The sequence below is a fragment of the Prauserella halophila genome (genome assembly GCF_024171895.1).
GTDB lineage: Bacteria > Actinomycetota > Actinomycetes > Mycobacteriales > Pseudonocardiaceae > Prauserella > Prauserella halophila.
In genome coordinates this window covers 901,727-916,436 of sequence record NZ_JAMTCQ010000009.1, presented here as the reverse complement: position 1 = coordinate 916,436, position 14,710 = coordinate 901,727, and the positions used below count along the sequence as shown (strand labels likewise).

The window sequence follows — 14,710 nt, the reverse complement described above, 5'->3', positions numbered from 1 at the left end:
CTTCAATGTCTCACACGCCTGCCCGGCCCCCGCCGAACACAGCAGGTGCCCGCAGGCAACCCGCCGCCCCGTCACGCGCACCCGACAACCGGCAGCCGCGTCCTTGGAACCCTCATGCGGCGGGCGCGGTCTCGACGACGAGCCGGCCGCCCGGCCCTGTACAGCCCATGGCCTTCGTCGCGCACTGATGCGCCCACCCGATCGGCCAACGGGGACCCGCGGCGGATCAGCTACCGATTGGGATCGAACGCGGCCTTGACCGCTGTGAGCAGTTGCGGAGCGGAGTACAGCTGGGTCCCGGTGAGCGCGAGTAGTCGAGCGCCGTCGACCGCGGCCCGGTCGCCTTCGCTGCCGCAGGCTGCCTCGGCGGCCTCGCGAGTGTGCAGCGTGATCCCCGGCACGAGTTGCAGGCACGGATGAACGGATGGCACGACCTCACTGACATTGCCCATGTCGGTCGATCCGGTCCCGTCCGAGGGCAGCTCGTCCATGGGAGTCCGGCCGAGGTGGGCCAGATGGCCGGCGCAGAGCCGACCGAGGACCTCGTTGGTGCGCATGCTCGCGTACGGCGGGGCATATTGGGTGATCTCGACCTGGCACCCGGTGGCCAGCGCAGCTCCTCGTGCGCAATTCTCCACAGCCGGCAGCAGGCGGTCGTGGAGGTAGCCCGTGTCCGGAGAACGTACGAACAGCCGCATCGCCGCCCGTTCCGGGATGATGTTGGGTGCTTCGCCGCCATCGGTGACGATGCCGTGTATCCGAGTGTCGGGCTGTACCTGTTGGCGCAGCAGGCCGATCGCGGTGTGAGTGAGGTTCACCGCGTCGAGCGCGTTGATGCCGTCGTGGGGGGACGCCGAGGCATGGGCTGCGCGTCCGGTGAAGGTCACGTCCAGAGAGACCCGCGCCAACGATGCCATCCGAGCCCGATTCTCACTGGTGGGGTGGATCATCATGGCGGTGTCGACGCCATCGAGACAACCCGCGTCCACCAAGTAGGACTTGCCGCCGCCACCCTCCTCGCCGGGGCTGCCGATGACGACGAGGTCGCCGGGGAACTCAGGGTGCGCCCGTAGCCAACGGGCCGTCGCCAGGGCTGCACCGAGGCCGGCCGCGGCGATGATGTTGTGGCCGCAGCCGTGGCCGATGCCTTCGAGCGCGTCGTATTCGCAGAAGATCGCGATGGTCGGAACCGACGACGTCCGAGTCCCTTCGCCGTGTCCGGGACGGTTCAACCGCGCCGCGAACGCGGTCTTCAGCCCGGCCACTTCGTGTTCGACGGCGAATCCGTGCCGCTGAAGGGTGTCGGTCAGCAGACGCGCCGCGAAATGTTCCTCGAACCGAATCTCTGGCTTGGCATGAATCTGCCTACTGACCTCGATGATGGTGGGCTGCAGCTCGGTCAGGTAGCCGTCGAGCTCGGACAGCCAGCGTGCGTCCGCGATATCGAGGTCACCGGCAGTCACGTCCTGGTGGATGGTCACGGCGGTACTTGTCCTTTCCGGATAGTTGTCGGTCGGAGAGCGAATGGTGCCGTCAGAGGTGGCTTCCTGTGCCGGGCCCCACCGGAATACCGGCGAGGTAATAGACGGTGAGGAAGGCCATCCAGATCACGAGGAAGACCGCCGTGAACGGGAAGGCGCGCGCGATGATCGTGCCGAGTCCCGCCTTGGGCTCGTACGCCCGCAGGAACCCGAGGATGACCACGATGTAAGGGCTCAGCGGTGAGATCGCGTTCGTCGTCGAATCGCCGATGCGGAACGCGGCCTGGACGAACCCCGGCTCGTACCCCAGCAGCGCGAACATGGGCACGAAGACCGCAGCGAACAGGGTCCACTGCGCCGATCCTGATCCGATGAACAGGTTGATCAACCCAGCGAGCAGGATGAACGCCACGATGGCCGCGAACCCGGTGAAGTTGGCCTTGTCGAGCAGGTTCGCTCCCGACACAGCCAGCCACGTCGACAGCCCACTCCACTTGAACAGCGCGAGAAACTGGGCGAGCACGAAGACGATGACCACGAAACCCGACATGTCTTTGATCGAGCCGCCCACCATGCCGGCGATGTCGGCGGAACCGGTGATGGTCCTGGTGACCAGTCCGTAGATCAGGCCCGGAGTGACCAGCGCGAGAAAGACGAGGAACACCACCGAGTCCAACAGCGGTGACGACGGCAGGAAGCCGCCGTTCTCGCCCCGCATGGGCGCACCCGGCGGCAGCGTCAAGGCCAGCACAGCGGCCATGGTGATCAGCAGTGCGCAACCGGCCCACCGCAGTCCGCGACGCTCCCTCGGCTCGAGGTGGGCGTCCATCCGCAGGTCCGGCCGATCCTCCGAGGCACCGCTCCCGCTTTCGTCCTCGGCGGTCGTCTCCCGGGGCACTCGCCGACGGTTCAACGCGGGCTCCAGCACCTTGTCGATGAGCAGACCCGACACGAGGGCGAGCACGATCGACATGGGCGCGATCAGGAAGTAGTTCGACACCGGCGTGACCGCGGTACCGGCGTCGGGTAACGACTCCGCAGCGGCGCTGGTGATACCGGAGAGCAGCGCATCGGTGCTGGTGACGAACGGACTGACGGAAAAGCCGGCCGTCGCTGTGGCATAGGCGCCGAGCAGCCCCGCGACCGGATGCCTGCCAGCGGCCTTGAACACCATCGCCGCCAGTGGTGGCACGACGATCACCGACGCGTCACTCATGAAGCTCGCCACCCCTGCGACGAGGCCAACGACATACGGCAGCAACCACCGTGGCGACCGGCCGAACACCCGGCGGATCAGCGCGGTCAGCATTCCCGTGCGTTGCGCGATTCCCACCGCCATCAACAGGGTGAGCACCACCCCGAGCGGCGGGAATCCGACGAAGTTGTCCACCCAGTTCGTGGTCAACCAGGTGAGACCGTCGGCGCTGAACAGGCCCTGGACAGGGGTGGCTTCCTCAGCGCCGGGTACCCGCGTCGACACGCCGAAGGCGGCCATCGCAGTCGAGATGACCGCGATGGCGGTGAACAACAGGACGAAAAGGGCGAACGGTTCCGGCAGTCTGTTGCCGGCCCGTTCCACGCCGTCCACGAACCAGTTGACGAACCTGCGCGTTTTGACCGCGGCGCGTCGTTGAGTGGTTACCATCTGCAGCCTCATCATCGAGCGGAAAGCGGTATGGCGACGCTCGGGGGTCGCCGCGATCCCCTGCGGCATCGCCCGTGGTGGGGCCCACGATCGGTGGGCCCCGTCTACCTGGACCGACGTTGGTTCGCACGGCGTTCCAGGCGGCACAGACGGTATGGTTCCGCCGAGGTAACGCAGCTCGACAGCTGGAATCCAGCTCACTGGGAGAAGCAAATGCAGGATTCCGTCTCATTGGTCGAGGATGACCTGGAACTGCTCAACGCCCTGCAGATCGCGCCTCGGGCGTCCTGGGCAGACCTGTCCGGTGTACTGGAACGCGACGCGACCGCCCTCGCTCGGCGCTGGCACCGCCTGACGACCGACGGCATCGCGCGGATCACCGCGTTCCCCCGGCAGAGCAGGCTCGCCGAGCAACACGTCAGCAGGATCGAGCTCACCTGCCGCAACGGCGAGGTGCTCAATTCGGCACAGGCCATCGCCGCCGACCCGAGGACACTGACAGTGGAGATCACCTCGGGCACGCACCAGCTCGCGCTCACCGTGCTCGGCGCCCCGGACCTGGCCGACTACACGCTGGGCTACCTCAGCACCTTCCCCGACGTTCTCAGCTATCGCCTGTATGCCATGACCAGCATTCCCTACGAAGCCCACCGCTGGCATGTCCGCGCGTTGTCGCCGAAGCGGCGAAACCAACTGACGGCGCTGGCGGGCCCAGCGGGCTCCGGTGCTGAGGTGGCAAGGCCGCTGACCGAGCTGGATCGTGCCGTCATCGCCCGGCTCCGCGCCAACGGCCGGGCCACCTACGCCGAACTCGCGCGCGACCTCGACATCAGCCCGTCCACGGCGGCGCGGCAAGTCAACCGCCTACTCAGAGCGGAAGCCGTCGGCCTGCGCTGCGACATCGCGCGGCAGTACGTCGGCTGGCCCTACTCCGCGGTGCTCTGGGGCATCGCCGATGTCGACGCGATCGCCGACAGCTGGACCGCCGCAGGGGACTGTGTTCCGGAGCTGCGGTTCGGCGCCACAGTCGCCGGCCCGGACAACATCCTGCTGGTCCTCTGGCTGCATGCAGTGACCGATCTTCCCCGGGTGGAACAGGTGCTCACAGCCCAGCTCCCTGGACTGCGCATCACCGACAGATCCCTGCGGCTACGAATGATCAAGTACATGGGACATCGACTCGACGATTCCGAACGATTCGCCGAGCCCACCCCTGTTTTCCAGGAATGAGCCTCCTGCGCCGCCGCGATCCAGGACGGTTCTCACGCGCCGGGTGCGGTCTCGACGACGAGCCAGCCGCCGTGGTGTTCGGCCACGGTGAACGGCAGGCCCGTACGGGTTCCCAGGCGGACCAGTTCGGCACGGTCGAATCGGCGCACGTGACCGAAGCAGGCGTCCGGTTCGTCCTCGAACGGCACGGCGACGACCACCCGGCGGGCCGCGAGCCGTATCGCCTCGGCCAGCACGGCCGCCCCGGCGTCGGGGTCGAGATGCTCCAGCAGGTGCAGCACGGTCACGGTGTCGGCCGCGCCGCCGCGCAGCGGCACCGAGGCCGCATCGCAGGCCAGCGTCGACAGCGGGACTCCTTCGGCGCCGGCGATCCGCGACAGCAGCCGCATGCTGCCCGCCACGACGTCGGACGCGGTCACCGCATACCCCGGCTCGGCCGCGAGTAGCAGCGGGAAGAAACCGAAGCACGAACCGAGGTCGAGCACCCGGCCCGGTGGCACGAGCCTCCGCGCGTACTCGTACACCGGAGCCAGCCCGCCTGCGGGACCGCGTGCCGGTGTGCGCAGGCGCGCGAGTGTGGTGCGGTAGAAGGTCCGCCACGCCGCGAGCCCGCCGGGAACGGTCGAGCGGACGAGTCCGACAACGACCCGCTCGAACAGCTCCTGCTCGGCCACGAGGCCGGGGCGGAACAGCTCCTCGACGAGCAGGGCCGTCAGCGCATCGTCGACGTCGCCGCGGCCGAGCCGGTGGCTCACGACCAGCCGCGCCTCACCCCCGTGCAGCCGGAAGTGCGGGGTGCGCGCGACGACCGGCCCGAGCGGGCTCCCCGGCAGCCCGCCGCCGCGGTGCACCACCCGGACCCGCTCGTCGCGATACTCGCCCGGCGAGCACGGCGCCAGCGGGTCGAGCGAGGCCGTGTCGTCAGCCAGAACAGCGCGGCCGATCGGGGCAGCATCGTCGACCGGAGCAGCGTGGTCGAGCGGGGCAGTGTGGTTGAGCGGGGCGGTGTGGGCACGGTCCTGCAACGGACTGGTCATCGAACTGCCGCCGGCAGGTCTCGCGCGGCGTTCTCCAGCCCGGCGACGTCACGCACGACGCGCACCCGGCTGCAGTGCTCGGCGTAGTCCGGCAGGTCGCACGCACCCAGGCCCCACGAATGGCGTGGCTCGGGGGTAAGCCACAGCACGTCCCTCGCCTTGCGTGCGATCTCCTCGAACGCACCGAGGTTCGGATCGTTGCCGTTGCCCCGCCCGTCCCCCAGCACCAGCACGGTGGTCCTGCGGTTCACCGCGGCGGGATGCTCGTCGAGGAACGCGCCGAACACCGAGCCGTAGTCGGAGTTGGCATCGACGTCGATGACGTCGCCCCGGAACAGCGTCTCCAGTGCCTGGTCGATCCGCTGCTCGGCGAACAGGCCGGTGATCTCCGCGATCTCGGCGACGAACGCATAGGAGCGCACCGAGGAGAACAGGTCGTGCAGCCCGTACAGCAGGTGCAGTGTGAAGCCGGCCGTGGCGCGCACGGACAGGCTCACATCGGCGAGCACGACGAGCCGCGGTTTGTCCTCCCGCTGGTCGACGGTGACCGGCCGGAACGGCACGCCGTCGTAGCGCAGGTTCCGGCGCATCGTGCGGGCCGGATCGACCCGGCCGCGCGACGCGGGCCGTTTGCGGTGCGTCACGGCACCGCGCAGCGAAGCCACGATCGTGCGCAGCGCGTCCTCCAGCTCCTCGTGGCCCCGGTCATCGCCGCGGTCACGCCCGGCGCGGTCCTCCGCGACCGACTGCTCCAGCCGCATCAGGTGTTCGAGGTGACGCCGCAGCGCCTCCGGCAGCCGGGCGAGGGCCTGCTCACCCAGGTCGGACCGCAGCATCGCCGCATCGGTCTCGTCACCCGCGTCGTCCTCCCCGGCTCCGCTGCCCTCCAACCAGTTCAGCAGCGCGTCCTGTTCGGCGAGGCTGAGCGTGGCCTCCACCGGTGTGCCTTGGGCTTTGCCGAGCTCGCCGGGCGCGACGCCGTGGCTGCGGTCGATCTCCAGCAGCACCTCGTTCGAACCGTCCATGGTGGACACGTCCTGCTGGGAGAACACCAGTTCGTCGTCGGTCTCGTTGTCGAGCACGATCGGGTTGAGCTCGGGGTGCGGGCTGTAGCGCTCGATGAGGTCGTCCTCGTCGAACAGATCGCCGAGGTCGGCATCGGGGCTTTCCATGTCGGCCCGTGGCGGGCGCTGGCCCGCCTCCTCGGCGATCGTGAAGTCGTCGAGCAACGCGGGCACCCCGGTGTCGCTGCGGCCGTCGCCGGGTTCCTCGCCGAAGCGGACGACGGCGAAGAAGACGTCGAAGAGTTCGTCGAACGTCGCGGTGTCACGGTGGTCCTTGACCAGCGCGCAGCGCAGTCCCTCCCGGAAGAGCTCGCGGTCGCCGAGCATCGCCGGGCCGGCCACGCAGCGGGCGGCGTCGACGACCTCGACCGACGAGATCCGCAGGCCCGCACTGCGCAGCAGCGCGACGAACCGGTGCAGTCCGGTCAGCACGGCCGCGGCCTATCGCTTGCCACGGCCGTGATTGGCCGCGAACGAACGTTCACCCTGACTGCTGCTCACCGGCCGCCGCGGTGCGGGGCCGTCGGTGCTCTCGCCGTAGTAGCCGGCCCCGTGCCTGCCGGGCGTGTCCCGTGCGGCACGCAACGCGGCGCCCGCCGGCTCGTCGTCGGGATCGACACCGGGGACGGGCGCGCGCCGCTCCCCCTCGCCCGGCGCCCCCCGATCGTTGCCGATCCGACCCGGATCACCCTGCTCCTGCAGTTCGCTCGAATCACGGCGTTCGCTCGAATCACGCAGTACCCGCATGGCCCGCTCGACGTCACGGTCGTACTTGGCCACCACCGAGATCGTGTCCGTCAGCAGTTCGGTGTCCGGTTCGGACGCCCCGAGCACCGCGAGCGTCCGTGCCCAGTCGAGCGCCTCGGAAATGCCGGGCGGCTTGCGCATCCCCTGCTGCCGCAGCTCCCGCACCACGTCGACCAAATGGGTCGCGACCGCCTCGGGCAGGCCGGTGCTCTTCGACCGGATGATGTCCAGTTCCCGCTCGGCCGACGGGTAGTCCAGCGACAGGTGCAGACAGCGCCGTTTCAGCGCCGCCGACAGGTCGCGGGTGTTGTTGGAGGTCAGCACCACGTACGGCACATGCTCCGCGGTGAAGGTCCCGAGTTCGGGAACCGACACCTGGTACTCGGCCAGCAGCTCGAGCAGCACCGCTTCGAGTGCCTCGTCGGCGCGGTCGACCTCGTCGATCAGCAGCACCACTGGTTCGGGGGAGCGCACGGCGCGCAGCAGCGGCCGCTCCGCGAGAAACCGCTCGGAGAAGAACACGTTGTCGTGCCGGCCGATCGCCTCGACGGCCGACGGCAGATCGTCGGCGTCGGCGACCACCTGCCCGATCTTCTCCCGCAGGATCTGCGTGTACAGCATCTGCTTGCCGTAGTCCCACTCGTAGAGGGCTTTCGTCTCGTCCTGGCCCTCGTAGCACTGCAGGCGCAACAGCCGTCTGCCCGTCGCGGCGGCGAGCGCCTTGGCGAGCTCGGTTTTGCCGACCCCGGCGGGACCTTCCAGCAGCAGCGGTTTGCCCAGCTGGTCCTGCAGGTAGACGGTGGTCGCGAGTGGACGGTCGGCGAGATAGCCGACGTCGGAGAGCAGCGAGGTGACCTCGCCGACGGAGGAGAAGGAATGGGGGCGGTGACCGTTTCGTGAGCTCACGCGGGAAAACACCTTTCGGCCTGGGCACGGGTGTTCCGCGGTGCGGCGGGCCGCCGCGGAACACCCGTGGCTGAACGACAAGCGACTCAGGAGATGAGGTCGTCGAGGTCGCCGTTGAAGCAGTGCTCGACCACCGGCCGCACGGTCTCGAACGTCGTCTCCTTCGGATTGCCCGGTGTGCAGGCGTCGCCGAGGATGTGGTTGGACACCCGGTCCACGTCGGCCGCGTCGCCCTTGATCGTCGAGGCCTTCTTGTAGAACTCGGTGGGACCGGTGCCGAGGCGGTTCTTCGGGTGGGTGTCCTGGGTGATGTCGGTGAACCGCTCCGTGATGCCCACGTCGCGCAGCAGCCGGATCGCCGCCGCCACGGCCGCGTCGGCCGCCTTCACGTCGTTCATTCCCGTGGTGTCCACGCCCAGCGCCCCGGCCAGCCGGGCGTAGCGCTTGTACGCCACGGGCAGGTTCCACGCCCACACACGCGGCAGTGCGATCGCGTTGTTGAGGCCGTGGTGGGTGTCGTAGAACGCGCTCACCGCGTGCGAGATCGAGTGGACGACGCCGAGACCACCGGAGTTGAAGGCCTGTCCCGCGGTGTACTGGGCGTACATCATGCCCTCGCGGGCGGGCAGGTTGTCTGCGTGCCACGTCGCCGTGCGCAGGTGCTCACCGACCAGCTCGGCCGAGAACAGCGCACTGCCGAGCGACGGCGTGAAGTCCAACCTGGACACGTACGGCTCGGAGGCGTGCGCCAGCACGTCGAAGCCGCACTGCGCGGTGAAGTGGGAAGGGCACTCGTAGTACAGCACCGGGTCGTCGACCGCGAGCGTGACGACCGAATGGTCGTCGAACGCGACGTACTTGTGCGGGTTGGCCGGATCCGTCGTGGTGTCGGTGATGACGTACGCCCAGGACGTCTCCGAACCCGTGCCCGCTGTGGTCGACACGGCGATGTGCGGCGGGTTCTTCGGATTCTCCGACTTGCTGAAGCCTTCGAACTCGTTCACGTTGCGTCCGTCGTGCGCCACCGAGATCCGCGCGCCCTTGCACGCGTCGTGGGAGGAACCGCCGCCGATCGAGATGAAGCCGTCGCAACCGTCCTGCTGATAGATCGCGACGGAGTCCATCACGTTGTAGTCCTTGGGGTTGGACTCCACCTTGTCGTACACGGACGGTTCGAGCCCGTGGTACTTCAGCGACTCGACGAGCTTGTTCACGATGTCGGTGCCGCGCAGTCCGGAGGTCATCACCAGCGGCCTGCGCATCCCGATCTTCAGGGCTTCGGGGCCGATCATCTCGTGCGAGCCGGGGCCCAGCAGCGCTCGCGGAATCGGATGGAATTCCTTGAGGGGAAACGGCTTGAGAAGTTCGTCGACCTGCATTGGCTGACCCTTTCCGTCGTGACACGTACCACGCCGAAGCTATGGTCGCGATCACTCCCGGCCCAAGGGTCCGAGGCCGAAACCGCTCACCGGCGGAGGTAGAACGCCCCCGTGGGAGAGGAAGCCGCCCCATCCGTTCGGTCAGGTCTCCGCTCGCGGGCACGTGCCGCGACGGACGACGAACGGCACCGCCGTGACACGCACAGCGATGCCGTTCGCAGAGAAGGATGTTGCGGCCCGTCAGGACCGGCGGAGCAGGCCCATCCGTTTCCGCGGCTTCCTTGCCTGCACCTGGTTACTGCGGACGTCGTCCAGCAGCGCGGCGACGGTCTCCTGCGCACACGTCTTGTTCGCACCGATCCCGCCGGACGGGCCGCGCTTGATCCACCCCACGACGTAGGTGCCGTCGCGGCCGTCGACCCGGCCCGCCGTGTTCGGGACGGTGCCCGTCGCCTCGTCGAACGGCAGCCCCGGCACCCCGACGCCGCGGTATCCGACGGCCCGCACGACCATGCCCGCGGGCATATCGACGTCGGCCTCCGCCCCGCTCGTTCGCAGTCCGGACACCCGGTCCCCGCCGAGCACCTCCAGCGGCGAGGAGTGGAACCGCAGCACGATCCGGCGCCGACCCCCCACGGGCGGCGCCGACCAGTCGACGTGTTCCTGCGCGACATCCTGCAACAGCCGCGCCTTCTCCCCCGGCGCTGCCGCGTTCTCCCCCGGCGCTGCCGCGTTCTCCCCCGGCGCTGCCGCGTTCTCCCCCGGCGCTGCCGCGTTCTCCCCCGGCGCTGCGGCGTTCTGCCCCGGCGCTGCGGCGTTGATCGCCTTGGCCACGCGCTCGTCGTGCGCATCGACGACCACGTCGAAGTCGGGGTGCCGGGTCAGCGCCAGCAGTTCCGGCTCGGTGTAGGCGGCGTGTTCCGGCCCCCTTCTGGCCAGCAACACCACCTCGCGCACCGAACTCGACCGCAGCCGCGCCAGCGCCTCCCGCGAGATCGACGTGGTCTCGAGCCCGTCGGGATCGCTGGACAGGATGCGCGCGACGTCGAGTGCCACGTTGCCGTTGCCGATGAGCACCACGCGTTCCGACGACAGGTCGAGCCCCGCATCCGAACGACCCGTGTCGGGGTGGCCGTTGTACCAGGACACGACGTCGGTCGCGGCGACGCTGCCGGGCAGCTGCTCCCCTTCGATGCCCAGCGACCGCGCCGACGACGCGCCGACGGCGTAGATCACGGCGTCGTGCTTGGCGGCCAGTTCGTCGACCGTGACGTCCTTGCCGACCTCGACGCCGAGCCGCAGCGTCAGCCGCGGGTGTTCGCGGTAGCGCGCGAACGTCTCGTCGATCCCCTTGGTCGACGGATGGTCCGGCGCGACGCCGAACCGGATCAGCCCGCCCGCGACGTCAAGCCGGTCGATCAGCGTGACCCGTGCGCTCGTGTGCAGGAGCAGGTCCTCGACCGCGTACATCCCCGCGGGCCCACTGCCGACGACGGCGACGTCCAGCGCCGGGAAGTCGGCCGAGATCGTCCGGTCGAACGTGGGCGCGCCCCAGTTGTGGAAGACCGGCGAGGAGCCGAGCACGTCCCCCGACACCGGCTTGCCGTCGTAGAACCGGGCGTTCACGTCGGCATACGGCTTGAGGGACTCGCTCAGCGTGTCCACCGGGAAGATGGCGTCCACCGGACACGCATCGGCGCACGCGCCGCAGTCGATGCAGCTGCGCGGGTCGATGTAGAGCATGTCGGTGGTGCCGAAATCCGGTTCGTCCGGCGTGGGATGGATGCAGTTGACCGGGCACACTGTGACGCACGAGGCGTCGTTGCAGCAGGTCTGCGTGATCGCGTAGGCCATGTTGTCGAGCCGGGTCTCAGATCAGGTTGGCGCGCTTGTAGATGCTCTTCGATGCCTTGGTCAGCAGGCCCGCGGAGTTGAGGAACTCCATCAGGCCGGAGCAGCTGGAGCGCAGCATCGCCTTGTGGTTCTCGTTGTTCTTGGCTTCCCGGACGGCGCGCTTCGGGTCGAGGCCCGCGTTCTCGTAGACCTTCGGGTTCCACATGGCGTCGACGATGAAGTACGCGACGACGGCGATGTTGATCGCGTTGATCTGGCGGCGCAGCTTGCCCGCGCTCTTCATCCGCTCCTTGGTCTCCTCGCGGGCGAACTTCATGTGCCGCGATTCCTCGACCACGTGGATGTTGTTGATGGTGCGCACGAAGGGCACGACGCGCTCGTCGCGCATCCAGTCGCGCTGCATCACGTCGAGGACCTCTTCGGCCACGAGAATCGCCGCGTAGGCGGCCTCGCCGCGCGCGGTGGCCGCGTAGATCCGGCCGCCGTGCACCGCGTGCCACTTCGGCCGGTAGGCGGGGGCGTTCAGCTTCTCCGCGCCGCGGGCGAACATGATCGAGTGGCGGCACTCATCGGCGATCTCCGTCAGGGCCCACTGGAACTCGGGCGAGGTCGGGTCCTTGGCGTAGAAGTCGCGCAGCACCATCTGCTGCAGGATCATCTCGAACCAGATGCCCGTGCTGGCCACCGACGCCGCTTCCTGGCGCGTGAGCTCGCGGCGCTGGTCCTCGGTCATCTCGTCCCAGTAGGGCGTGCCGTAGAGCGTGCTCCACTCGGGCGATGTGCCCCAATACGAGGTGTCGAGCGGGGTTTCCCAGTCGACTTCGGTCGCGGGGTCGTACGACAACATTTCCGAGGAGTCCAGCAGCCGCTGCGCGACCGAGTCGTGGTCCTGCTGCGCGTCCGCGTCACTGCGGTGTTCGACGCTGGTCATAGGGAGCTCCCTGACGACGAGAATGCCTGTTACCAAGATTTACTGTTACTCAAGGTAACACGACCTTGGGGGTGGGGCCAGTCCGGTGCGTTTGTCCAGGTCACTAGGCAAATCGAGCGGTTCGGGAATCCATCGCTCGCATGCGGCAGGACTACGGCGCCCACACCGCGCGGCATGGCCGGGAGACGAGCGCCTACGAACGGGCGACGCTCGACGACGGCCGCGCCTGAGCCCGCTCACAAGCCCGTGGCGAGGTGCTGGAAGTCGCGATCGGCACCGGCCGCAACCGATCGGACCGCTGTCGCGGAGATGCATCGCGTGCTGCGCCGGGGAGACCACAGCGTGCTGCGCCGGGGAGACCACAGCGTGCTGCGCCGGGGCGGCCACGTCGTGCTGCTCGGACATGTCGCCAGCCCGCACCGGCCGCTGCGGGCGTTGCAACATCTCCTCGAACGGTTCCCCGCTGTCGTCGGTACGCGGCGGCCCGCTGACCGGCAGACCCGGCAGGTCGTGCCGCTCCTGCGCGCGGCCGGGTTCACCGTCCTGTACCGCCGTCGCACCCGCGGCGGCATCATCGAACGCGTGACGGCGGCCAACTAGGCACGGACGCGGCCGCGCAGCCGACGCAGCGGTGCGCCCGCGATGAGCGAGTGCCGTTCAGGCGAGCAGGTCGTGGAACTCGTCCTCGTCTCGCCACGCCCTGCGCGAACGCGGCCCACTCGGCGGCGGTGTACGTGATCGCGGGGCCTTCGGGCGCCTGCGAATGCCGCACGGCAACCCCACCGCCGGACAACTTCGCCACCTCGACACAGTTTCCCTCGCCACCAGAGGAGTACCGCGACTTCCGCCAGGACAGCTCACGAATCTGGTCGGCGTTCAGCGTGGTCACGTCATGCTCCCAGTCGGCACACGTCCGCAGCGCGTTGCCGGGCCGATATGCAGGTCGGGACCGTCCGGCGAGGTACCGGCCGACCATGCATTGGGCCGGTCCCGAGTTGTTTCCTCAGTTGAGCTTCCGGTTGGTGTCGCTGGAGTTGGTTCACTCCATTGTGCAATTGTTGTCTCGACCACAAGTTCGATAGTGTGGAGTCGTGGATGACGTGAGGGACATGATCGAGCGGGTACGAGAACTCCGTGCCCGGCGGGCGCAGCTGGATGCCGAGGAGTTGGCACTACTGGCGGAGATCTCGGCTGTGGTGGGTGATGATCGGGGGTTGACGGAGGAGTTGACGCCGGTGTTGCGGGTGTCGACGCGTGAGGTCGAACGCCGCATCGACGATGCGACGTCGTTGACGGGGCGGATGCCGCAGCTACTCGGAGCGATGCGCGCCGGTGAGCTCGAGGCATGTGGGGTGAGGCGGGTATTGGCCGTGGTCGATCCACTCGACGACGACGCCGCCCGGGGTGTCGATGCTCTGCTGGCGGAACGACTGACGAATGCGCCGGAGACGGCGTGGCAGCCGGGGAACCTGGCGCAACGCGTGCGCAGGCTCGTGGAGAAGGTCGACCCGGGCGGGCACACCGAGCGTGCGCGACGGGCGCGGGCGGAACGACGGATCGCACTCACCCCGGGCGAGCACGCCGTGTCCTCACTCGAAGCAATCCTGCCCGCGGAGGTCGCAGCGGCGTGCTACTCACGCGTGGACGGGATGGCGCGGTCGCTGCGCCGTGGCGGTGACGGGCGCACCCTCGATCAACTACGTGCGGACGTGACCGCCGATCTGCTGTTGGGGCGCGATCCCGGGGTGGCGGTGCCGGAGGCGGCGGCCATGGTCTACGTGCATGTTCCGGTCGATGCGGCGCTGTCGATCTCCGACGAGCGGTGTGAACTGGACGGCTACGGGCCGATACCGGCTCCGATTGCCCGGGAGATCATGACCAGCCAGCACAGCATCTGGCGGGCGGTGCTGTGTGATCCGGGAACCGGCGAGCCAGTCGATCTGGGACGCACCCGGCGGAGGCCGAGTGCGGTGATCCGCGAGTTGGTGCGGGTGCGGGACCGGGAATGCGTCATGCCGTGGTGCCACCGGCCCGCCCGGCACTGCGATCACGACCACGAAAAGGCCTGGGCCGCAGCCGGAGGTGGTGGTTCCACGTCGGTCGCCAACGGCGGCCCGCGGTGCCGGCGGCACCACCGCCTGAAGGACCAACCTGGCTGGAATGCCCGCTACAACCCCATCCACGGCACCACACGGGTAACGACCCCGCACGGGGCGACCTACACCGCACACCGCCAACCCGTCCTCACCCCGACATGCACTACCCCAGTGCACGACGACGTCCCGGTGCGCGACGCCCAGGCACGCCGCGCACCGGGACGCGACAGCCCCACAAACACCACCGACCCGGAACGGCAGAACAACGACAGCCCACCGTTCTAGGCGAACCCGGCCACCGGGCCGGTTGCACCCAGGAACTGTTTAAGGACGAGGAGTC

Annotated in this window: 12 protein-coding genes; 3 read left to right on the top strand and 9 right to left on the bottom strand. The window is 68.8% G+C overall.

The window, feature by feature from the left end; translation table 11 throughout:
• Nucleotides 1-230 precede the first annotated feature (230 nt).
• Nucleotides 231-1,481 (bottom strand): M20 family metallopeptidase, encoded by a 1,251-nt coding sequence (locus LY41_RS10450; protein ID WP_253863671.1) that lies wholly within the window; start codon nt 1,479-1,481, stop codon nt 231-233.
• A 52-nt stretch (nt 1,482-1,533) separates the two neighbouring features.
• Nucleotides 1,534-3,126, bottom strand: coding sequence for an AbgT family transporter (locus LY41_RS10445; protein WP_253863670.1), 1,593 nt, complete (start codon nt 3,124-3,126; stop codon nt 1,534-1,536).
• 213 nt (nt 3,127-3,339) lie between these two features.
• On the opposite strand from LY41_RS10445, the gene LY41_RS10440 reads away from it, so the two are divergent.
• Nucleotides 3,340-4,356 (top strand): Lrp/AsnC family transcriptional regulator, encoded by a 1,017-nt coding sequence (locus tag LY41_RS10440; RefSeq protein ID WP_253863669.1) that lies wholly within the window; start codon nt 3,340-3,342, stop codon nt 4,354-4,356.
• A gap of 32 nt (nt 4,357-4,388) precedes the next feature.
• Here the strand turns inward: LY41_RS10440 and mftM are convergent, their stop codons facing one another.
• From mftM to LY41_RS10410, 6 genes are all read right to left on the bottom strand, one after another.
• On the bottom strand, nt 4,389-5,393 hold the full coding sequence (gene mftM, locus LY41_RS10435; RefSeq protein WP_253863668.1) for a mycofactocin oligosaccharide methyltransferase MftM: 1,005 nt from the start codon (nt 5,391-5,393) through the stop codon (nt 4,389-4,391).
• A complete protein-coding gene (locus tag LY41_RS10430) occupies nt 5,390-6,889 on the bottom strand; it encodes a VWA domain-containing protein (RefSeq protein ID WP_253863667.1) in 1,500 nt (499 codons plus the stop codon). Before LY41_RS10430 ends, mftM begins: the two co-directional genes overlap by 4 nt.
• A 9-nt stretch (nt 6,890-6,898) precedes the next feature.
• Nucleotides 6,899-8,110: an AAA family ATPase gene (locus LY41_RS10425; RefSeq protein WP_253863666.1), complete on the bottom strand. Its 1,212-nt coding sequence runs from the start codon at nt 8,108-8,110 to the stop codon at nt 6,899-6,901.
• Between the two features lie 86 nt (nt 8,111-8,196).
• Entirely contained in the window at nt 8,197-9,489 is a 1,293-nt protein-coding gene (mdo, locus tag LY41_RS10420) for an NDMA-dependent methanol dehydrogenase (protein ID WP_253863665.1), read from the bottom strand.
• A gap of 240 nt (nt 9,490-9,729) precedes the next feature.
• On the bottom strand, nt 9,730-11,343 hold the full coding sequence (locus LY41_RS10415; RefSeq protein WP_253863664.1) for an FAD-dependent oxidoreductase: 1,614 nt from the start codon (nt 11,341-11,343) through the stop codon (nt 9,730-9,732).
• Nucleotides 11,344-11,359: 16 nt separating this feature from the next.
• Entirely contained in the window at nt 11,360-12,274 is a 915-nt protein-coding gene (locus LY41_RS10410; RefSeq protein ID WP_253863663.1) for an AurF N-oxygenase family protein, read from the bottom strand.
• Nucleotides 12,275-12,592: 318 nt separating this feature from the next.
• Here LY41_RS10410 and LY41_RS10405 point away from each other — a divergent pair, with 318 nt between their 5' ends.
• Complete coding sequence (locus tag LY41_RS10405; RefSeq protein ID WP_253863662.1) at nt 12,593-12,874, top strand: hypothetical protein; 282 nt, start codon at nt 12,593-12,595, stop codon at nt 12,872-12,874.
• On the opposite strand, the gene LY41_RS24055 is transcribed toward LY41_RS10405, so the two are convergent.
• A complete protein-coding gene (locus LY41_RS24055; protein WP_372493183.1) occupies nt 12,846-13,250 on the bottom strand; it encodes a DUF397 domain-containing protein in 405 nt (134 codons plus the stop codon). The genes LY41_RS10405 and LY41_RS24055 overlap by 29 nt on opposite strands.
• A 115-nt stretch (nt 13,251-13,365) precedes the next feature.
• Between LY41_RS24055 and LY41_RS10395 the strand changes: the two genes are divergently transcribed.
• Nucleotides 13,366-14,655 (top strand): DUF222 domain-containing protein, encoded by a 1,290-nt coding sequence (locus tag LY41_RS10395; RefSeq protein ID WP_253863661.1) that lies wholly within the window; start codon nt 13,366-13,368, stop codon nt 14,653-14,655.
• Nucleotides 14,656-14,710: the final 55 nt, after the last annotated feature.